Source organism: Burkholderia sp. BCC1998, from assembly GCF_905339875.1.
GTDB lineage: Bacteria > Pseudomonadota > Gammaproteobacteria > Burkholderiales > Burkholderiaceae > Burkholderia.
The window spans coordinates 23,929-41,989 of the sequence record NZ_CAJPHE010000008.1 but is presented as its reverse complement, the minus strand read 5'-3'; the positions used below and the strand labels follow the sequence as shown (position 1 = coordinate 41,989).

General features: G+C 66.7%; 21 protein-coding genes and 1 pseudogene. 12 read left to right on the top strand and 10 right to left on the bottom strand.

Translation table 11 applies throughout. From position 1 onward, the window contains the following. Nucleotides 1–3: 3 nt before the first annotated feature. The 4 genes and pseudogenes from U5A56_RS16115 to U5A56_RS16100 all read right to left on the bottom strand — a co-directional run. The gene (locus U5A56_RS16115; protein WP_044845413.1) at nucleotides 4–687 is read right to left on the bottom strand and encodes a response regulator; all 684 of its coding nucleotides are present in this window, start codon (nucleotides 685–687) and stop codon (nucleotides 4–6) included. Nucleotides 688–911: 224 nt separating this feature from the next. Beyond that, nucleotides 912–1,109, bottom strand: coding sequence for a hypothetical protein (locus U5A56_RS16110; RefSeq protein WP_044845414.1), 198 nt, complete (start codon nucleotides 1,107–1,109; stop codon nucleotides 912–914). Nucleotides 1,110–1,350: 241 nt separating this feature from the next. Further along, the gene (locus tag U5A56_RS16105; protein WP_321923349.1) at nucleotides 1,351–4,374 is read right to left on the bottom strand and encodes an ATP-binding protein; all 3,024 of its coding nucleotides are present in this window, start codon (nucleotides 4,372–4,374) and stop codon (nucleotides 1,351–1,353) included. 285 nt (nucleotides 4,375–4,659) lie between these two features. Further along, nucleotides 4,660–4,890: pseudogene (locus U5A56_RS16100) on the bottom strand (sel1 repeat family protein); the annotation flags it as partial. 368 nt (nucleotides 4,891–5,258) lie between these two features. Between U5A56_RS16100 and U5A56_RS16095 the strand changes: the two are divergent. From U5A56_RS16095 to atsR, 3 genes are read left to right on the top strand one after another with little or no spacing between them, the layout of a single operon-like run. Beyond that, nucleotides 5,259–6,137 (top strand): response regulator, encoded by an 879-nt coding sequence (locus tag U5A56_RS16095; protein WP_044845415.1) that lies wholly within the window; start codon nucleotides 5,259–5,261, stop codon nucleotides 6,135–6,137. 48 nt (nucleotides 6,138–6,185) lie between these two features. Beyond that, nucleotides 6,186–6,686 carry a molybdopterin-dependent oxidoreductase gene (locus U5A56_RS16090; RefSeq protein WP_321810619.1) on the top strand — a complete coding sequence of 167 codons (501 nt, stop codon included), beginning with the start codon at nucleotides 6,186–6,188 and terminating at the stop codon, nucleotides 6,684–6,686. A 9-nt stretch (nucleotides 6,687–6,695) separates the two neighbouring features. Next, nucleotides 6,696–8,516, top strand: coding sequence for a hybrid sensor histidine kinase/response regulator AtsR (atsR, locus tag U5A56_RS16085; protein ID WP_321923347.1), 1,821 nt, complete (start codon nucleotides 6,696–6,698; stop codon nucleotides 8,514–8,516). A gap of 68 nt (nucleotides 8,517–8,584) precedes the next feature. On the opposite strand, the gene U5A56_RS16080 is transcribed toward atsR, so the two are convergent. Then, a complete protein-coding gene (locus tag U5A56_RS16080; protein ID WP_059605044.1) occupies nucleotides 8,585–9,004 on the bottom strand; it encodes a secondary thiamine-phosphate synthase enzyme YjbQ in 420 nt (139 codons plus the stop codon). Nucleotides 9,005–9,014: 10 nt separating this feature from the next. Next, complete coding sequence (locus tag U5A56_RS16075) at nucleotides 9,015–9,341, bottom strand: thioredoxin family protein (RefSeq protein ID WP_321923345.1); 327 nt, start codon at nucleotides 9,339–9,341, stop codon at nucleotides 9,015–9,017. Between the two features lie 228 nt (nucleotides 9,342–9,569). On the opposite strand from U5A56_RS16075, the gene U5A56_RS16070 reads away from it, so the two are divergent. From U5A56_RS16070 to U5A56_RS16045, 6 genes are all read left to right on the top strand, one after another. Further along, on the top strand, nucleotides 9,570–10,274 hold the full coding sequence (locus tag U5A56_RS16070; RefSeq protein ID WP_321796193.1) for a flavin reductase family protein: 705 nt from the start codon (nucleotides 9,570–9,572) through the stop codon (nucleotides 10,272–10,274). 282 nt (nucleotides 10,275–10,556) lie between these two features. Next, nucleotides 10,557–10,889: a DUF2322 family protein gene (locus tag U5A56_RS16065; protein WP_321923344.1), complete on the top strand. Its 333-nt coding sequence runs from the start codon at nucleotides 10,557–10,559 to the stop codon at nucleotides 10,887–10,889. Nucleotides 10,890–11,005: 116 nt separating this feature from the next. After that, nucleotides 11,006–11,146 carry a hypothetical protein gene (locus tag U5A56_RS16060; protein WP_321810616.1) on the top strand — a complete coding sequence of 47 codons (141 nt, stop codon included), beginning with the start codon at nucleotides 11,006–11,008 and terminating at the stop codon, nucleotides 11,144–11,146. Nucleotides 11,147–11,247: 101 nt separating this feature from the next. Beyond that, complete coding sequence (locus U5A56_RS16055) at nucleotides 11,248–12,099, top strand: hypothetical protein (RefSeq protein ID WP_321923342.1); 852 nt, start codon at nucleotides 11,248–11,250, stop codon at nucleotides 12,097–12,099. A 399-nt stretch (nucleotides 12,100–12,498) separates the two neighbouring features. Further along, nucleotides 12,499–12,867 (top strand): type II toxin-antitoxin system RelE/ParE family toxin, encoded by a 369-nt coding sequence (locus U5A56_RS16050; protein ID WP_415749152.1) that lies wholly within the window; start codon nucleotides 12,499–12,501, stop codon nucleotides 12,865–12,867. Then, nucleotides 12,854–13,141, top strand: a complete 288-nt coding sequence (locus tag U5A56_RS16045) for a helix-turn-helix domain-containing protein (RefSeq protein ID WP_044845424.1) — start codon at nucleotides 12,854–12,856, stop codon at nucleotides 13,139–13,141. The genes U5A56_RS16050 and U5A56_RS16045 overlap by 14 nt, the downstream gene beginning before the upstream one ends. A gap of 76 nt (nucleotides 13,142–13,217) precedes the next feature. Here the strand turns inward: U5A56_RS16045 and U5A56_RS16040 are convergent, their stop codons facing one another. The 3 genes from U5A56_RS16040 to U5A56_RS16030 all read right to left on the bottom strand — a co-directional run bounded on the left by U5A56_RS16040 (nucleotide 13,218) and on the right by U5A56_RS16030 (nucleotide 14,895). Beyond that, the gene (locus U5A56_RS16040; RefSeq protein WP_415749151.1) at nucleotides 13,218–13,532 is read right to left on the bottom strand and encodes a hypothetical protein; all 315 of its coding nucleotides are present in this window, start codon (nucleotides 13,530–13,532) and stop codon (nucleotides 13,218–13,220) included. 115 nt (nucleotides 13,533–13,647) lie between these two features. Further along, nucleotides 13,648–14,217 (bottom strand): hypothetical protein, encoded by a 570-nt coding sequence (locus U5A56_RS16035; protein WP_321923340.1) that lies wholly within the window; start codon nucleotides 14,215–14,217, stop codon nucleotides 13,648–13,650. A 219-nt stretch (nucleotides 14,218–14,436) separates the two neighbouring features. Then, nucleotides 14,437–14,895 carry an Lrp/AsnC family transcriptional regulator gene (locus tag U5A56_RS16030; RefSeq protein ID WP_006486309.1) on the bottom strand — a complete coding sequence of 153 codons (459 nt, stop codon included), beginning with the start codon at nucleotides 14,893–14,895 and terminating at the stop codon, nucleotides 14,437–14,439. Between the two features lie 126 nt (nucleotides 14,896–15,021). Here U5A56_RS16030 and U5A56_RS16025 point away from each other — a divergent pair, with 126 nt between their 5' ends. The 3 genes from U5A56_RS16025 (at nucleotide 15,022) to surE (ending at nucleotide 17,196) form a co-directional block, all read left to right on the top strand. Beyond that, nucleotides 15,022–15,759 (top strand): AzlC family ABC transporter permease, encoded by a 738-nt coding sequence (locus tag U5A56_RS16025; protein ID WP_321923337.1) that lies wholly within the window; start codon nucleotides 15,022–15,024, stop codon nucleotides 15,757–15,759. Continuing rightward, nucleotides 15,749–16,051, top strand: coding sequence for an AzlD family protein (locus U5A56_RS16020; RefSeq protein WP_321820991.1), 303 nt, complete (start codon nucleotides 15,749–15,751; stop codon nucleotides 16,049–16,051). Before U5A56_RS16025 ends, U5A56_RS16020 begins: the two co-directional genes overlap by 11 nt. A gap of 365 nt (nucleotides 16,052–16,416) precedes the next feature. Further along, entirely contained in the window at nucleotides 16,417–17,196 is a 780-nt protein-coding gene (surE, locus tag U5A56_RS16015; RefSeq protein WP_321923335.1) for a 5'/3'-nucleotidase SurE, read from the top strand. Nucleotides 17,197–17,215: 19 nt separating this feature from the next. Here the strand turns inward: surE and U5A56_RS16010 are convergent, their stop codons facing one another. Next, on the bottom strand, nucleotides 17,216–18,037 hold the full coding sequence (locus U5A56_RS16010) for an SDR family oxidoreductase (protein WP_321796179.1): 822 nt from the start codon (nucleotides 18,035–18,037) through the stop codon (nucleotides 17,216–17,218). Nucleotides 18,038–18,061: the final 24 nt, after the last annotated feature.

Below are 18,061 nucleotides of genomic sequence, written 5' to 3'. Positions count from 1 at the left end.
ACGCTATTCGGGTGCGCCCGGTGTGCCCGGCGCGGGCGACGCCGACGCGTCGGGGAGCTTCCCCTCGTCGGCATAGCGAATCAGATCGGCATCGCGGACGATGCCGAGCTTCTTCATCGCACTCGACTTCTGCGAGCTGATGGTCTGCTTGCTGCGATGGAGCTGCGCGGCGATCTCGCCGACCGTGTAGCCGGCGCAGAACAACCGCACGACCTCGATCTCGCGCGTCGTCAGCGCACGGGCGATCGGCGTCGTATCGATGTCCTGCAGCAGCTGCTTGACGTGCGGCGACATGTAGTTCGCGCCGACATAGGCCGCATGCACGGCGCCGATCAGGTGCGAGATCGCGTCGGACTTGCTGAGGATGCAGCTCACGCCCTGCCGGTGAATCGCATACAGCACGCTCGGATTGTCGATCATCGTGATCGTCACGATATGCAGCGCGGGAAAGCGGCGCTGCAGGAACGACAGCAGCCCGAGGCCGTCGCCGTACTTGCCGCCCGGCATCACGTAATCCAGCACCAGCACGTCGCTCTGCTGCGCGTCGAGCGCGGCGACCAGATCCGTCGAATTCGATACGGTGCCGACGAGCCGGATCGTGCTGTTGCCCTGAAGCGCCTGCGACATGCCGAGCGCGGACGCCGGATGATCGTCGGCCACCATCACGCGCACAAAGAATTCGTCCATGTTCTTGTATCCCGAGGCTTGCAGTCATGCATCCGGTTTCCCGCCGCGACGGCAAGCATGCTCGCACCATCGCGTCGACGATTGGCCGTGATCGGCTCGCCGGATAAAAAGTGACTCGATTTTAAGATAATTCCCGAAGCGCTTCCGTCCGGGTCGAACGCACGTCGGTCCGTTGCGCGCGACGCGGCGGCAAGGTCACGGCGCGCAGCCCGCAGGAGGACGCGCTACGGCCGGCCCGAATCGCCCGGCAGATCGGGCGAGTCGCCATCCGTCCTGCTCTTCCATTCGTTGATCGCGCGTCGTTTCTGCGCCGGCGACATCAGTAGAAACTCGTTCATCAGCGTCAGGAATTCCCGGCGGCCCTTCTCGGAAAGCGCGGCGAACTCGAGCAGCAGTGCGAATATCTTCCATGCGTGACGCACGGCGTTCCCCTCCCAGGTTGATGTGAAATGTGCCGTGCGGCGTCCGCCGGCATCCTGCCTGTTTCATTTCGGGCCGCGACAAAGCGCTTCGCGCGTTTGCCGCATTTGCCGCGTTTGCCGCATTTGCTGCGTTTGCCGCGTTTGCCGCGTTTGCCGCGTTTGCTGCGTTTGGTGCATTTGCTGCATGTGCTGCATTTGCTGCATTCGCTGCATTCACGGCGGTCGATCGCTCGACAACCGCTTACTCGTCACGCAGCGCCGTCGCGCGCTCGGCAGGCCGCCTAAGCCACGGCATGCCGCTGTCGTGCTGCGCGAGCGCGGCGCGCAGATGCGCGAGCGTCACGGGCTTCGTCAGGACGCGCCGCACGCCGGCCGCCGCGCAGCGGCGCATGCCGTCCGGCGTCAGGTGCGACGTCACGACCAGCACGTCGCAACCTGCCGCGCTGCGCGCAGCCTCGGCGAGCACGTGGGCGCACATGTCGGGCAGGTCTGCACCGATCAGCAGCACGTCCCAGCCGCCGCCGGCCAGCGATTCGAGCGCGGCACGCCCCGACTCGACCTCGGCCGCCGCGCAGCCGAGCGCCTGCAGCTGCTCGCGGAAAATCGAGCCGTTGACGGCGACGTCGTCGGCGACCAGCACGCGCAATGCACGGCCGCCGCCGCGCGGCATCGCGTGGTCGTTCGGCGGCGAAGCGTCGCCCGACGAAGCATCACCCGGCGAAGCGTCGCCCGACGACTCGTCATCGGCCAGCGCCGCACGCAGACCGCCGAGCGAATAGCTCGACACGCGCACCGTGCCGCCCGTCCGGTACGGTTCGAGCGGGCCGTCGCGTGTCGCAAGAATCAGCGGCGCGCAGTCGCGCAAGCGATCCAGTTCCGCATGCGACCAGGCATCGGGATCGCCGAACAGCACGACCGGCCCGGCCACGCCGGCCGGCAGGCTCGACGGACTGTCGTACACGTCGATGTCGAATCCCCATGCACGCAGATGCGGCAACGCGAACGCACGCCACTCGGGATCGGCGGCGACGAACGTCAGCGCACGCGCGCGAGCCGGCCTGCCGGACGCGGCGACATCCACGCCGAGCGGCAGAAGAACCGTGAAGCAACTGCCGACGCCCGGCTCGCTCGCCACCTCGATGCGGCCGCCCATCGCCGCGACGAGCCGTTGGCACAGCGCGAGCCCGAGCCCCGTGCCGCCATAGCGCCGCGTGATCGACGAATCGACCTGCGAGAACGCGCTGAACAGCTTGTGCCGATGCTCGGCCGCGATGCCGATTCCCGTGTCCTCGATCGCGACCGACAACCCCGGCGCGCCTTTGCCTTCCTCGACGACCGCCACGCGCACGGTCACGCGGCCCGCGCTCGTGAACTTGATCGCATTGTTCAGCAGGTTGCCGAGTACCTGCGCGAACCGCGTCGGATCGCCGCGCATCGGTTGCGTGTCGGCTGCGTCGACTTCGCAGAACAGTTGCAGCCCCTTCGCCTTCGCGATCGGCGCGAACGCGCTCAACTCGCGCGCGACCGCCGCGATCGCATCGAATTCGATCGACTCGACCTGCATCGCACCGGCCTCGATCTTCGAAAAATCGAGAATGTCGTTGACGAGCGCGAGCAGGCTCGTCGCCGACGTGCGCAGCGTGCCGACCCGGCCATGTTGTACCGCGTCGAGCGCCGAGCGCTCGAGCAGTTCGAGGTTGCCGAGGATCACGTTCAGCGGCGTGCGGATTTCATGACTCGTCGCCGCGAGAAACGACGATTTCGCGGCGTTCGCCGAGTCGGCCGCGCGCACGGCCTCCTCGAGCTTCTGCATCAGTTGATGCTTCGCGGTCGTGTCCGCGACTGCGGCAATCAGCACGTCCGTCCCCTGATAGCGCGCGCCGCATGCGATGAATTCGAGGTGCAGATGCGCGTCCTCGCCGCCGCCCAGCACGAGATCGTCGTGCAGCACGCCGTCGCCGCCGCTCGCGACGTGCGCCTGCCACGCGGCGGCCACCTGGTTCGACAGCGCGTGAAAGTCGCCGCCGAACCGCGCGACCATCTCCCTCAGCGCGGGGCTCGCGAGCAGGAAATGTCCGTCGTCGCGCGCGATCAGCCCGAGCCCGATCGGCGCCATCTCGATCACGCTGCGGCACAGCGCCTCGCTGTCGAACACGCGCTGCGAACGCGCATAGAGCGGCGCGAACTCGCGTCGGTGAAAACGCAGCAGCAATCCCCACATGACGGTGAGCGTCAGCAGCGTTGCCGCCAGCAGCGTGCCGGCCGAACGCGCGACGCCGGCCGCGACGTCGGCCCACGACAGCGCATACGCGAACGTCCAGCCGGTCGATTCGAGCCGGCCGTGAAACAGCAGGAAGCCGTCGCGGAACACGGGCGCCCCCGACGACGCGCGACCGCGCCACGGCGCCAGTTCCAGCAGGCGCGCGGTGCTGCCCGCATCGCCCGCGGCGGGATCCATCGCGACGAGCCGGCCATCGGCCGTCGTGATGTAGAACGCGCCGCCGGGGCGGTAATCGGCCAGCCACGACAGCAGGTAATCGGGGGAATATTCGGTCACGAGCACGGCGAACGTCCTGCCGTTGTCGCGCGCTTCGGCCGCGATCCGGATGCGCGGCTGCCCGGACACGGGATCGGTGAACGGCGGCAGCCAGCGCACGTGCGGCCGGGCATCGACGATCGGCGGATACGCGCGCGCGAAATCGATGTGCAGCGCATCGAGCACGCGGGCGCGCGCGTCGGGCGATGCCAGCGCGGGATCGTCGGGATTCCGGTTCGGCACCAGCCCGAACATGCCCGTGCGCGTGCTGTAGTGGTAACCCTCCAGCGTGCGCCCGCGATTGATCGAACTCGCCGCGCAGATGCGCGACAGCAGCACCGACAGCGACAGGTAGCGCGCCACCTCGGCGCGATCGCCGGTTCGCCCGGGCACGCCGAGCACGAGCGACGGATGCGGCCGGATCGCGACGCGCTGGCCGTCGCGAAAGAACGCGTCGACGTCCGACGCGGGCGCGCTATCGGCTTCGCGCCAGATCAGCTGCGCGTTCGCGACGCCGTTGCGGAACGACGTCTCGCTCACCTGGATCTCGTTGAGCGTCTGCTCCAGCCCGTTCAGGTAATTGCGCCGTTCGCCCTCGACATGGCCCGAGATGATCGCCACCATCCCGAGACCGCATGCAATCAGGACCAGGATCGTAACGACGATGCCGCCACCGAACACCGAAATGCTCAGATAGCGGCGCAGGGATTGGAGCGGACTCTGCGGCATGACGAGCGACGAGCACCGCGGCGCCGAACGATGCCGATCCGGATCGCACGATGTTGCGGGAACTCACCAGTGGAAACGTGAAATGAGTTCCGACAATGCCAAACGCGTGCGGGAGCGTCCACCCCGGCCGAACCGTTTCGTACTTGTCAATTACGATTGAAGCGTCATTTAGAACTTGACCTAGATTCGAAGCCGCGAAAGGCCGCGGCGGGGTGCGTCCCGGCCGCGTGCCGACACACCCGACGCGCGGCGGCCTGGCACACGCCGTCGCCGCGGAAATCACTCGAGGTCATAGGCAGGCTTCGGCTGAGTCTTCGCGGCCTGCTTCAGCGACACGATGAGCGGATCCTCGCGGTCATCCGGATCGCCCTTCTTTTGATAGGAAACCTAAACTTCAGGGCGATCCAAACACCCTATGTCATCGCAGATCCGCACGGTATTGCCGGTGACGGACGGATCCCGCGCACACGCGGTCAATAGCAACAGCAACTCCGGTGCGAGTAACCGGCGAACCATTTCGCGCTTTTTTCCCCACGTCTTATTCGCGCCGTATTGCTTCGCACGATCCCGCCCCCGCGAGCGCGTACCCGGCTTGCGCGCGGCGAGGCGAATACAATTCACCCACGCCGACACGCAGTCCAAGGCTCTCTCAGGCTCTCTTTGGCTCTCTTCGAATCGTTCAGTCACGCGCTGGCTGCCGCTTTTCGCCGGGCCGAATGTGTCGACACCGGCCTCCAAACATGACGCGACAAACAATAGTGACGTGGTGAGCAATAATAATGGAGAAAAATGGCATGTCAAGGTGATTCGCATTTTCAAAGTTTGCGTATTGCGTCACTTTTGAATATGCTCTTCGTCGCTCAACCTCAGGAGACCCCATCGAGATGCCCAATAGCGAGCAGGCCAACGTCGATCTCATCACCGCCACCAAGGTGCACGATCTGCTGACGCGCAACGGCATTCCGCCGCGCAGCCACAACACCACGATCGCGAACGTGCTGGGCCTCAGTTTCTCGGTCGTCACGCGCAAGATGAAAGGCCTGATCCCGTGGAACCTGTCGCAGTTGCAGGACATCGCGACGCACTTCGGCGTGCCGCCCGCGATCCTGCTCGACGACAAGGGCACGCAGCCGGCCGCCGCCGAGATGATCGACGCGACGCTCGTGATCGAGTCGCGCCGCTTTCGCTGCCGCGCGGCGATCTCGGCGAAGGCCAGCAGCCAGATCGAAACGGATTTCGTCGCGCTGCAGTGGCAGGGCGAATGGATCGTCACCGAACGCCAGCACGCACGCGAAGGCCGCCTCTATCCGGTCGACGTGATCGAACTGCGCTCGAGCCAGCCGACCGTCTACGCGGCGCGGATCGCGGTGGTCGACGATTCGCAGGACGTCGCCGAAACCGTGTGCGAATATTTCATCGAAAAAGGCGTGAACGCGATTCCTTACTACGACGGCGCATCGTTCCGCAAGGCGCTGGAAGTCGAGGATTTCGACGGCTACATCCTCGACTGGATGCTGGGCGACCAGACGGCCGCCGAGCTCGTGCGCGGCATCCGCTCGAGCGAGAACGGCGACGCGCCGATCTTCCTGCTGACCGGCAAGATCTCCACCGGCGAGGCGAGCGAGGACGAAATCGCGCACATCGTGTCGCATTACAACGCACGCTGCGAGGAAAAGCCGGTGCGCCTGCCGATCCTGTTCGCCGAAGTCGCGCGCGAACTGAAGATCACGCTGCCGTCCGCCACGGCCGCCGCCGCGAGCTGAGACCACGGCGAAAACCCACCACCACACGCACACGACCGAAGGAAAGACATGCGCGTTTCGACCATCTGGATCAAAAGCCTGGTCACGGCCGGCCTGCTCGGCATCGCTGCCGCGAGCTGGGCCGCGTCGTTCACGTTCACCGTCGACGGCAAGATCGGCCGCAGCAACCAGCCCGGCAAGACCATGTTCGTCTTTACCGAGCAGGCGCTGATGGCGCTGCCGCAGTACACGATCGTCACGTCGACGAGCTGGACGCCGAAGGCGACCTTCACCGGCCCGCGCCTGTCCGACGTGCTGAAGGCCGTCGACGCGCACGGCACGCAGATCGAGTTCCGCTGCATCGACGAATACACGTTCACGATCCCCGTGTCGGATGCCGACAAGTACGGCGTGATCCTCGCGCGCACGATGAACGGCAAGGTGCTCGGCAACGACAACTACGGCCCGCTGTGGATCATGTATCCGCGCGACCAGTATCCGGACGAGCTCAAGACGCCGCTCGGCGAAGCCAAGTTCGCGTGGCAGATCATCGGCCTGACCGTGAAGTAAGCGCGCGACATGAAGCGCGGGCGGTGGAAGAACAGAAAAATCATCCTGGTCCTGGGATCGCTGTGGATCCTGGGATTCGCCGCATGGGCGTTCCTGCTGTGGGACCTGCTCGCGACGTCGGTCAACGAGGGCGTGCTCGAAGGACCGCGTGAAGGCGTGTTCTGGACCGCCGCGCAATACCGCAACGTCTACACGCGCTTCGACCGCCAGCTGATCCTCTACGCGACGCACGTGGACGACGACTTCGACCACGTGCAGATGCAGCTCGACAGCCTGTCGGTGTCGTTCGGGTTCCTGCAGCGGCCGTCCGAGGTGTCCGAATACTGGCTGCGCATCCCGCGTGCCCGCGCCCAGATCGCGGCGCTCGGCGAATTCATGACGCGCCTGAGGCAGGAAGTGCCGTTGCTGCGCAGCGCGCCGGGCGGCGCACAGCGCGTGATCGACGAGGTCAGTACGTACTGGCCGAAGGTCAACGGCCTCGCGAACGACTTCCGTGCGATCGAGATGGCGCAGCGCGACTTCACGTTCCATCAGCTGAGAGAAAAGCAGCAGGCGATCGTGTCGCTCGGCATCATCCTCGGCGTGATCCTGTGCGCACTGTTCCTGCTGCTGTTCTATACGATGCGCACGCGCGACGATCTGCTCGAACGACAGAACGCGGCGCTCGATGCGGAGCGCAAGGCATCCGATCGCGCGTTCGAGATGATCGAGGCGAAGAACGCGTTCCTCGGGATGGTCAGCCATGAACTGCGCACGCCGCTGCAGGCGATCTGCGGATCGATCGAGATCCTGCTCGCACGGCCGCAATCGGACGCGAACCTGAAGACGATCCGGCGGCTGCAGAATTCCGCATCGTCGCTCGAGGCGCTGGTCAAGGACCTGACCGATTACATCAAGCTGCGCTCGACCAAGCGCCTCGCCGAAACCGAAACGGTCGGCATCGCATCGCTGCTCGCCGAAGTGCTCGATCCGCTGCGCGCGAAGATCGCGGCCAAACGGATCGCGGTCGCGCAGCAGGTCGAGCCTGGCAATCTCGCGATCCGCTCCGATCGCAAGCTGTTGCGTCAGGTGCTGTCGAACCTGATCGAGAATTCGGTCAAGTACACGGCCGGCGGATCGATCGACGTGTCGATCACGCTCGCCGACGCGCCGGCCGGCCAGCAATTGAAAATCGCCGTGCGCGACACGGGCGCCGGCATCGCGAAACAACACCTGTCGAAGATCTTCGAGCCGTTCTATCGCGCGAACGACGCGGTCGGGCTGCACGTGGACGGAATCGGCATGGGGCTCGCCGTCGTGCGCGAGATCGTGACGACGCTGCGCGGGCATGTGGACGTGCGCAGCACGGTGGGCGAAGGCAGCGAGTTCGTCGTGACGCTGCCGGCCGAAGTGCCGGGCATCGACACGGCCGGCCATGCGGCCGGGGATGCCTCCGCACTGCCGCCCGCGACCGAGCACCGGGACCGGCGCGCGCTGGTGGTCGACGACAACGACAACGCACGCGAAACGCTCGGCGCGATGCTGTCGGCGCTCGGCATCGAGGCCGATCTGTGCGGCACCGGACAGGAAGGCGTCGCGCGCTTCGGCACCGGCCGCTACGACATCGTCGTGCTCGATCTCGAACTGCCGGACCTGAGCGGCTTCGAAGTCGCGCGGCGCATTCGGGCGGTGGCGCAACCCGACGACGACGGCCGCCATCCGGCGATCCTCGGTGTCAGCGCGTATGAGTCGGCGGCGCTGCGCGAAAACAAGCAGGTATTCGACGAATTCCTGCCGAAGCCTGTCCACCTGCGCGAACTCGGCGCGCTCGTCGAAAAGCTGCTCGCGTAAGCCCGCGATAGCGTGTGCGCCTGCGCACGGCATCGCATCGCGCGCTGCGCCGCGTCACCCGTCGATACTCATTCGCCGATCAGATGCAGCACGATGTCGCGCCGGTGTGCGGCACGGCGATGCTCGAACAGGTAGATGCCCTGCCACGTGCCGAGCACCATGCGCCCGTGCTCGACCGGAATCGACAGCTGCACCTGCGTCAGCGCCGTACGCAGATGCGCGGGCATGTCGTCGGGCCCTTCGGTGTCGTGCTCGTAGCGCGTGTCGTCCTCGGGCGCGAGCGTCGCGAAATAGCGTTCGAGATCGCGCTGCACCGACGGATCCGCGTTCTCCTGGATCAGCAGCGACGCGGACGTATGGCGGCAGAACACGGTCAGCAGCCCGGTGCGGATCGCCTGCTGGTCGACGAATGCGCGCACCTGCGGCGTGAACTCGACGAGGCCGCTCCCGCGCGCGTCGACGCCGATGTGCGTGATGGCCTGTTGCATGATGTCGACCTCAGGCGAATGCGGCGAAGCCGTCGGCTTCGATCTGCTTAGCGTCGGACGGGCGCACGACGCGCGCGACCTCGACACCGTCGCGCAGGAACACCAGCGTCGGCCACAGCTTCACGCCGAACGAGCGGCCGAGCGGGCGGCCCGGGCCATCCTCGATCTTCAGGTGACGCACGGCGGGATGCGCGGAAAACGACGCGACGATCGCGGGCTGCGCACTCGCGCAGATCCCGCACCAGTTCGCACCGAATTCGATGACGGTTGCGCCGCCCAGTGCGTCGACTTCCGCGCGCGTCGGCGCATTGGCGGTGTAGCGTTGCTCGGTATCCATCAGGCCCTCGTGAGCGTTGGCGGAACATGGCCGCGCGCGCCTGCGTGATGCGGCGGGCTCGGCCTGCGATTTCCTACTGTAGCGGAAAAGCGCGCGCGATGTCGGCGGGCTCCGGCAGACGCGTACACCACCTGCGCGCGGCGGCGGAATGACATGACAAGATCCGGAGCGCCGCGCCGCCGCGACAGGATCAGCATGAGGACCGATCCATCAACGAAGGCGCCGACCATGAATGCTCCGCATCGCGTCACCGAACCGAACATCCTCTATTTCGGCACGCCCGTCGTGCTGGTCAGCACGCTGAACGAAAACGGCACGGCCAATCTCGCACCGATCTCGTCCGCGTTCTGGCTCGGCTGGCGCGGCGTGATCGGCATCGCCGCCAGTTCGCAGACCACGCGCAACCTGCTGCGCGCGGGCGAATGCGTGCTGAACCTGCCGTCGTCGGCGCAGGCGCACGCGGTCGACCGGATCGCGCGCACGACGGGCACGTATCCGGTGCCCGACGGGAAGCGGGCAAAAGGTTACGTGTTCGAACCCGACAAGTTCGGCACGGCCGGGCTCACCGAGGCGGCGTCGCAGACCGTCGCGCCGCCGCGCGCGCTCGAATGCCCGGTGCACATGGAGGCCGTCGTCGCGGCCTCGCACGGGATCGGCGACGACACGCCCGACCTGCGCGGAAAGATCACCGTATTCGAGCTGCGCATCCAGCGTGTGCACGTGCATCCGGATCTGCTGGCTGACGGCCATCCGGACCACATCGATCCCGACAAATGGTCGCCGCTGATCATGAGCTTCCAGAAGTTCTACGGCCTGGCGCCGCATCAGGTGCATACGTCGCGGCTCGCCGAGATTCCCGAGCGCGCGTATCGCAGCCCGGACATCGAGCGCTCGCGTGAGGCCGGCATGTCGATGGACGTTGCCCGGCGATAACGCGCGGCGGCCTGCGTGACGCGAACCGCGTCGAGATCGCTCGTCACTGCGTGCCGCACTTCCCTGAATCCGCTTCATTGCCGCCGCGCGTCGGTGCGGCGGATAACCTGGAGAACACCGATGACCGCCTCTCCAGGTCATGCTTCGTCCCGCACGGCCGCACCCACCGCACCCACCGCGCGCGCCCTGCATCGTCTCGCGCACGGGCCGCGCGAAACGCAACGCCCGATCGGCTAAGATACGGGCCGCGTCGCCCCTTATCGAACCGACGGAGTGTTTTCAGTGATTCAACCGACCCCAGTATTCAAGGACAACATCGCGCAACTGCCGGCCATCGACGGCGTCGCGCGCATCGATCTCGTCGGCGCGAACGGCGACGTGGTCGCGAGCATCGAGAACCAGCCGGGCAAGCAGGGCTCGCTCGCGGTGTACAACTACCTGAAGCAGGCGTTCGGTGCGCTTGACGCGAAGGCCGCCGAGCACGGCCTCGCCGTGTTCGCGGAGCACACCGCCGACGCGCGCAACCGCCCGGGCGCGCACCCGAACGTCGACCGTCTGCTCGCGATCGTCGACGGCGGCGAAGCGCTGCGGATCGACGTGGTCGCGAAGGCCTGAGCGCCGGGCGACGGGCGGGTACGCTGCGGGTCGACGCGCCGCAGCGGCTCGCGCCCGTCGCGCGCTTCACCGCGCGTCCGTCACTGCCACACCTCACGGTTCCGACGAGGTCACGCATGGCCACATTCCGGTTTCCATGCGCGCAATGCGACGAATGGCACGAAGGCGAGCCGAGCGTATTCCACAACGGGATGTCCGCCGAACGCGCACAAGCGCTGTTCGAGAAGGTGCTGCATCAGGACGGAGCGGCGCACTGACGCCGCCGTCTCGTGCACCGCTTGCCGTCGTGACACCTGCGCGGAAAACCGCGACCATCGCGACTCCCCGTTCTTTCCCGGAGACCATCCACGTGCATCGCATGACTGTCCCGCTGTTTGCCCGCCGCATCGCATCGATCGCGGTACTCGCGTGCGTCGCACCCGGCGGTGCAGCGTCGGCCGAGACGCTGCGTGCGGCCTCCGATATCGCCGGCGCGTCCCTGGTTCCGCTCGGCGCGCTGCCGCGCTCGCCGGAACACGGCACGCTCGACGCGTTCTGCGCGCAATATCGCGCGAAGACCGCCACCGCGGCTGGCCGCGACGTCGCGAAGCTCGGCTGGATCGTGACTTCTGAAGCGCCGCTCGGCCGCTACACCGTCGTCACGTTCGCGAGCGGGTTCAAGCCGGGGACGAGCGCGATCTGTTTTGCGCGCAACGCGAACATCGGCGTCTTCGACGGCACGACGCTCGTCGCGCTCGGCTATACGGCACGCTCGGCCGGCTGGCAGCTCGGCTCGGTCGAGCAGCTGGAAAGCGGCGCGCTGCTGGTCTGGGGCGGCGACGGCCCGTCGGCGCCCGTCGCCGAGCTGCGCGAAGAAAATGGCGGCTTGCGCCTGACCGCGGTCGCGGCGCAACGCACGTACTGTCGCGGCCGTGCGGTCGTGCCCAACGTGTACGGCAAGCCGCTCGACGTGGCGCGCAAGATTCTGATCTCGCGTGGATGGCAGCCGCTGCGTCCGCACGAGAAGCCGGACCCGATGGACGGCGCGGCGACGCTCGCGAAGCACGGGATCATCGAAGCCGAAGCGTGCTCGGGCACCGGCATGGGCTATTGCGCGCTGCGGTATCGGAGCGCGTCCGGCGTGCTCGGCGTGACGACGGCCGGCGGCGAGCCGGACACGCCGTCGGCGAATACCGTGATCGATTATCAGGTGGCTTGCCGGAAGCAGTGATCGGCGCGGTGGCGTGCGCGTGATTCGCGCGTGATCGCATGACATGCGTTCGTCGTCGCACCGAAAAGCAGCGAATCCATTGGCGATCGACTGTACCGGCGCATCGAATCATCGGCCGTCCGGTCAATTGACCCGCTCCACGCTCGCTCCCAAACTGACCTCCCTTTCACGCGCGTTCACGCGTGTCCGGCATAAAGGGACTTCCATGATCGACCTCTCCACGCCGCAGCTTCCAACGTGCGCCACCCGCGCCGATACCGAATCGCACACCTCGCCCGATTCAGGCCATCCGAGTCTCGTCGAACACCCCCTTCCTGACAGCAATCCCCGAGCGACGTAACGACGCTTCGAACGCACCGAACGCCCGCCCGCGTACACAGTCGCGGGCGAACTCCGCACTTGCACGAACATAACATATTTGTTATCATGCCAGCTAACGCGTACGAAATTCAATTCTTCAATGCGCGCGTAGAGACGGGGGTCGTCACGTTACCGACGACGCTGCTTGCCCGTTTCTTTGCGCTCGCTGATCGCATGGAGCAGTACGGCCCGAATCTTGGCGAGCCGCATACCCAGTCAATGGGAAACGGGCTGTACGAAATGCGACTGAAGGGCGCCGAAGGTATCGCCAGAGTGTTCTATTGCGCGATCGTCGATCGGCGTATCGTCATGCTTCATTGTTTCGTGAAGAAGACGCAAAAGACGCCCCGGAAAGAACTGGAGATCGCGCGCTACCGACTCAAGGAGGTTCAAGATGGCAACGTATAAGGAACTGCGCGCGCGGGCACTGTCCGACCCCGAGGTGCGCGCCGAATACGAACGACTGAACCGCGAAGAACTCGCACTGCTCGACGTGATGCTGGCTGCTCGGCGAGACGCCGGCCTGTCGCAAGCCGATGTAGCCCAGCGCATGGGCACCAAAGCACCGGCAGTGACGCGACTCGAGCGCGCACTCGCAACGGGCCAGCATTCACCGTCCATCGATACGCTGCGCAAGTACGCGGCAGCTTGTGGCAAGAAACTCGTGATCTCGTTCGCTTGATTCCTCGTTCCCGACCACCGGCCGGTCGAGCGGCCGGCGCGTCGCCACGGTTGTTCAAACCCCGGACGATGCCGCATCAGCAATCAGATGCGCCACCGGTTTCCGCCTCTTCCGAGCCACGCAGTTCCCGCGCCCCGGGATCGCGTCCACGCGTATCCACCACCACACGCAACTCACGGCTCTCGAACACGCTCGCCGGCGTCACCGTGCGGCGCTGCCACGGAATCCGGCCGAAATACCAGATCTTCCAGAACCCGAGCGGATGATCGGGATTCCGACTCAGCAACTTGTCGAACGTCTCGACGTCGCCGAGCGTACGCACCCGGCCGACGAGCCATGAGCGGCCGGGAACCCGTGTCGATGTGCATGCGAACCCCACGCGAATGGACATGGCGCGAGCATGTCAGCCGCGGCCGCGTCGCGCATCCGCGCCATGCGTGAGGGAATCAATCCGCGCCGCCGGGTAGCGAATTCCGGTACCGGCGTGCAGCACGCGTGCGCAATCGTCAGCGATTCGCGCCCAGCGCCACGCGCAGCCGCTCCATCAGCCGCGTGTAGTACTGCACCACGTCGGCCTTGTCCGTCACGTTCGAGGTCGAGAACCGCTCGGACCACGCCGCCTTCCATTCATACGTGCCGTGCACGCTGCGGTCGCCGTCCGGCGACAGGATCAGCGAACGGATCCGCGCATCGCGACCCGGCCCCGTGTGCATCTCGAACAACGCGTGGATGAACGTGTGATACGCGTCGTACACGTCGTCGTCGAACAGGTAGCGGTAGATGTGAAACGTGCGGTCGAGTTCGCGCTTCGCGCGGATCACGTCGTCCGGCGAGATGTCCTTCCAGTAGCCGATCCACGTGTAGAAGCACAGCAGCGCATTGAGTTGCGGCGCGACCGTGTCGTACAGCGTGAGCCGCTTCTCGATCAGCCGCTGGTTGGTCCACTGCACGAGCTCGAGCCGCTTCAGCCGGCGCGCGACGAGCCAGCCCAGGCACGCGACCGACAACGGCGTCAGCACACCGAGCACGAGCTTGACGATTTCCAGCGAATTCCACGGATCGTTGAATGGCTGCATGAATGGCTCGACAAGAAAAACGCATCGATCGGCCGGTCACGTCGCGCGCGGCGCGCGTGTTCGTCGATCGCGTCGCGGCTGACCGTTAGTTGCTTGCGCATCGAAGTCGCACTGCGATGCAGCCAGTGCGCGGCGAAGCGGCTTGTCCCGACAGTGTATCGGCCGATCGTCACCGGCTGGTGACGATTCGCGGAATCGCCGTCGCGCGCTCGCGGCACGTTACGTCGGCAGTGCCGACGTGAGCTTGACCTTCTGCATCGGAATGTCGGTCTTCACGCTGAGCACGCCGGGAATGCGCGTGAGGTATTCCATCTGGAAACGCCGATAGTCGTCGATATCGGCCGCGACGACGCGCAGCAGGAAATCGCAGTCGCCGGCCATCAGGTGGCATTCGACGACTTCCGGCATCTGCTGGACGGCCTCGGCGAAGCGGTTCACCGATTCCGCGTCCTGCCCCTTCAGCCACACGCGCGTGAAGATCGTCAGCCCCTTGCCGACCTTCGCCGGGTTCAGCACGGCCACGTATTTTTCGATCACGCCCGCTTCCTCGAGCAGCCGCACGCGCCGCAGGCACGGTGACGGCGACAGCCCGACCTCGTGCGCGAGTTCCACGTTCTGCATGCGGCCGTCGCGCTGCAGCGCGCTCAGGATCCGGCGGTCGATCGCGTCAAGCTTCATTGGCATCGAATTCCAAAAAAATCGCAAATCACTCGTTGGATGCCAAATTCTCATAAAAATTGGTCCGCAACGCAACCCGATTCGAGTCAAAAAAGCAGACAATCCTCCTCCCCCGAAGGAGGAGTAATGAGCAGTAGCGTTTCAACGTCGACCGGGCTTCGCGACAAGCCCGCCTATGTCGCCGAGATGGGTCGCGGCTTGCGCGCGGCGCTGCCCGTCATGCTGGGTTTCGTGCCGTTCGCGCTGGTGCTCGGCGCGCAGGCCGCGCAAAAAGGGCTGAGCCTGTTCGAGGTGCCGATGATGACGGGCCTGAACTTCGGCGGCGGCTCGGAATTCGCGGCGATCCATCTATGGACGTCGCCGCCGCACATCGCGCTGATCGTCGCGATGTCGTTCCTCGTGAATTCGCGCCACATCCTGATGGGGGCGGCGTTCGCGCCGTACATCCGGCGCCTGCCGCGCCGCCGCGCGTTCGCCGCGCTGTTCTTCATGTGCGACGAAAGCTGGGCGATGTCGCTTGCCGACGCACGCTCGCGCTCGGCCACGCACATCAGCGTCCCCTATTACGCGGGCGTGTGTTCCGGGCTCTACCTGACGTGGATCTCGATGACGACGCTCGGCGCGGCACTCGGCCCGACGATCGGCGACGTCGAGCAATACGGCTTCGACATGGCGTTCACCGCCGTGTTTCTGGTGCTGCTGCGCGGCATGTGGAAAGGCATGCGCGCGAGCCGTCCGTGGTTCGTCAGCCTCGTCGTCGCGGCCGCCACGCACCTCGCCGTGCCCGGCGCGTGGTACGTCGCGGCCGGCGCATGCGCGGGGCTGATCGCCGCGCTGCTGTGGGAGCAGCGCGATGCTGCCTGATTTCGCGACGGCGGCGACCATCGTGCTGATGGCGTCGACGACCTACCTGTCGCGCGTGCTCGGCTACGTGCTGCTGCGCAACCGCACGCTGAGCCCGCGGATGGCGTCGGTGATGGAGAACGTGCCCGGCTGCGTGCTGATCTCGGTGATCGCGCCGGCGTTCGTGTCGACGCGCCCGGCCGACCTGCTCGCGCTCGCCGTCACGCTGATCGCGGCGACGCGCCTGTCGATCCTGCCGACCGTGATCGTCGGCGTCGCGTCGGCCGGCCTGCTGCGGCATCTGCTCGGGTAATCGGGTAACGCGGGCCCCACCCGCCGCCCGGGCGGCACATCGAACCGGAAAAAACGGGCGCGCCATGCGCCTGTTTTCGTATCCGCGTATCCACGCGCAGCGCGGCGGGCGCCGGGCGCCGGGCGCGGCGCGGCGCGGCGCGGCGCGGTACGGTACGGTACGGTACGGTGCGGTGCGGTACGGTACGGTACGGTGCGGTACGGTGCGCTGAGGTGGCTGAGGTGGCTGAGGTGAGGTGCGCTAAGGTGAGGTGCAGTGAGATGCGGCATGACACGACACAACATGCGCCGCGACGGGATGCTAGCCTTGCGGGTGTACCTGCGATGCCTTTCCCCTCTCATTGCCTACCTGCGAGGATCGTCCCGATGCAAGAAACCCGCCCGCTGTTCGACCGCGTCCTGCTCACCAACGACGACGGATTCGACGCCCCCGGCCTTGAAGTGCTCGAACAGGTCGCCACGCAACTGGCGCGCGAAGTCTGGATCGTCGCGCCGGCGGAGGACCAGAGCGGCACGTCGCATTCGCTGAGCCTGCACGAACCGCTGCGCGTGCATCGCAAGGGCGAGCGCCGTTTTGCCGTGCGCGGCACGCCGGGCGATTGCGTCGCGATTGCGGTCAGCCACCTGATGAAGGACGCGCGGCCCGACTTCGTGCTGTCCGGCGTCAATCGCGGCGCGAACCTCGGCACCGAAACGGTGTTCTCCGGCACGGTCGGCGCCGCGATGACGAGCATGCTGGTCGGCGTGCCGGCGATCGCGCTGAGCCAGGCGTTCGTCGACCGCAACGCAGTGCCGTGGCATACGGCGCTCACGCACGCGCCGGACGTGATTCGCCGGCTCGTCGCGGCCGGCTGGGACAGCGACGCGTGCCTCAACGTGAATTTCCCGGCGCGGCCGGCCGACGACGTGCGCGGCCTGAAGGTGACGAACCAGGGCGCCGGCACGCTGCAAGGCGTCGACATCGTGTCGGGGCGCGATCCGCGCGACATCGGATACCACTGGCTGAAACTGGCGCGCGCACCGCGCGACGACGATGCGGGTTCCGAAACGGTCGCGCTCGGCGAAGGCTATATCGCCGTCACGCCGCTGAAGTTCGAACGCACGCACGACCAGGCGCTCGCGCGGCTGCGGTCGAACCTCGGCTGACCTCGAGAGCGTTTACCGGTCACGTCAGGTTCATTCCCCCGTCGAGCATCACGATCTCGCCCGTCACATAATCGGACGCAACGAGCATCGCAACCGTCTGCGCGACGTCGTCCGGCGTCGCCGCACGGCGCATCGGCGCGCGCTCGCGCCAGAGCTGCTGCGCGTCGGTCCAGTCCGCGGTCAGCGGCGTGTCGACGAGCCCCGGCGCCACCGCATTGACGCGAATCGCCGGCGCGAGCGTACGCGCCAGCAAGCGCGTCGTGTGATTGAGCGCGGCCTTCGCCGCCGCATAGGGAATCGACGCCCCCTTCGGCCGCACGCCGGCGTGCGAGCTGACGTTGACGACGCACCCGGCACGCCCGCCCGACGCCGCTTCGAGCAGCGCGGGCTGCGCTTCGGCGACGAGCCGGAACGGCGCGATCACGTTGATCTCGTGCATCTCGCGCCACACGTCGGGCGTCGCGGCGGCGAGATCGTCGTGCGGAATCACGCGGCTGACGCCCGCATTGTTGACCAGCACGTCGAGGCGGCCGTGCACCGCCAGCGCGTCGCGAATCAACCGCACGCGTTGCGCGTCGTCGGCGAGATCGGCCTGCACGTAGGTCGCGCCGAGTTCGCGCGCCATCGCGCGACCGGTGTCGGCGGAACTGCGCGAATGCAGGATCACCGCGTAGCCGTCCGCCGCCAGGCGTCGCGCGATGGCCGCGCCGATTCCCGACGTCGATCCGGTGACGAGCGCGACAGGCCGATGCACGCGCGACGCGCGCGGCTCGGCGACGGTTTCGGTTTCAGGTTCCGTTTCGGAAATCGGGGCATTCATCGGCGGATGCGGCGCGTCCATGGCGTGGAATCCTGTCAGTGGCGT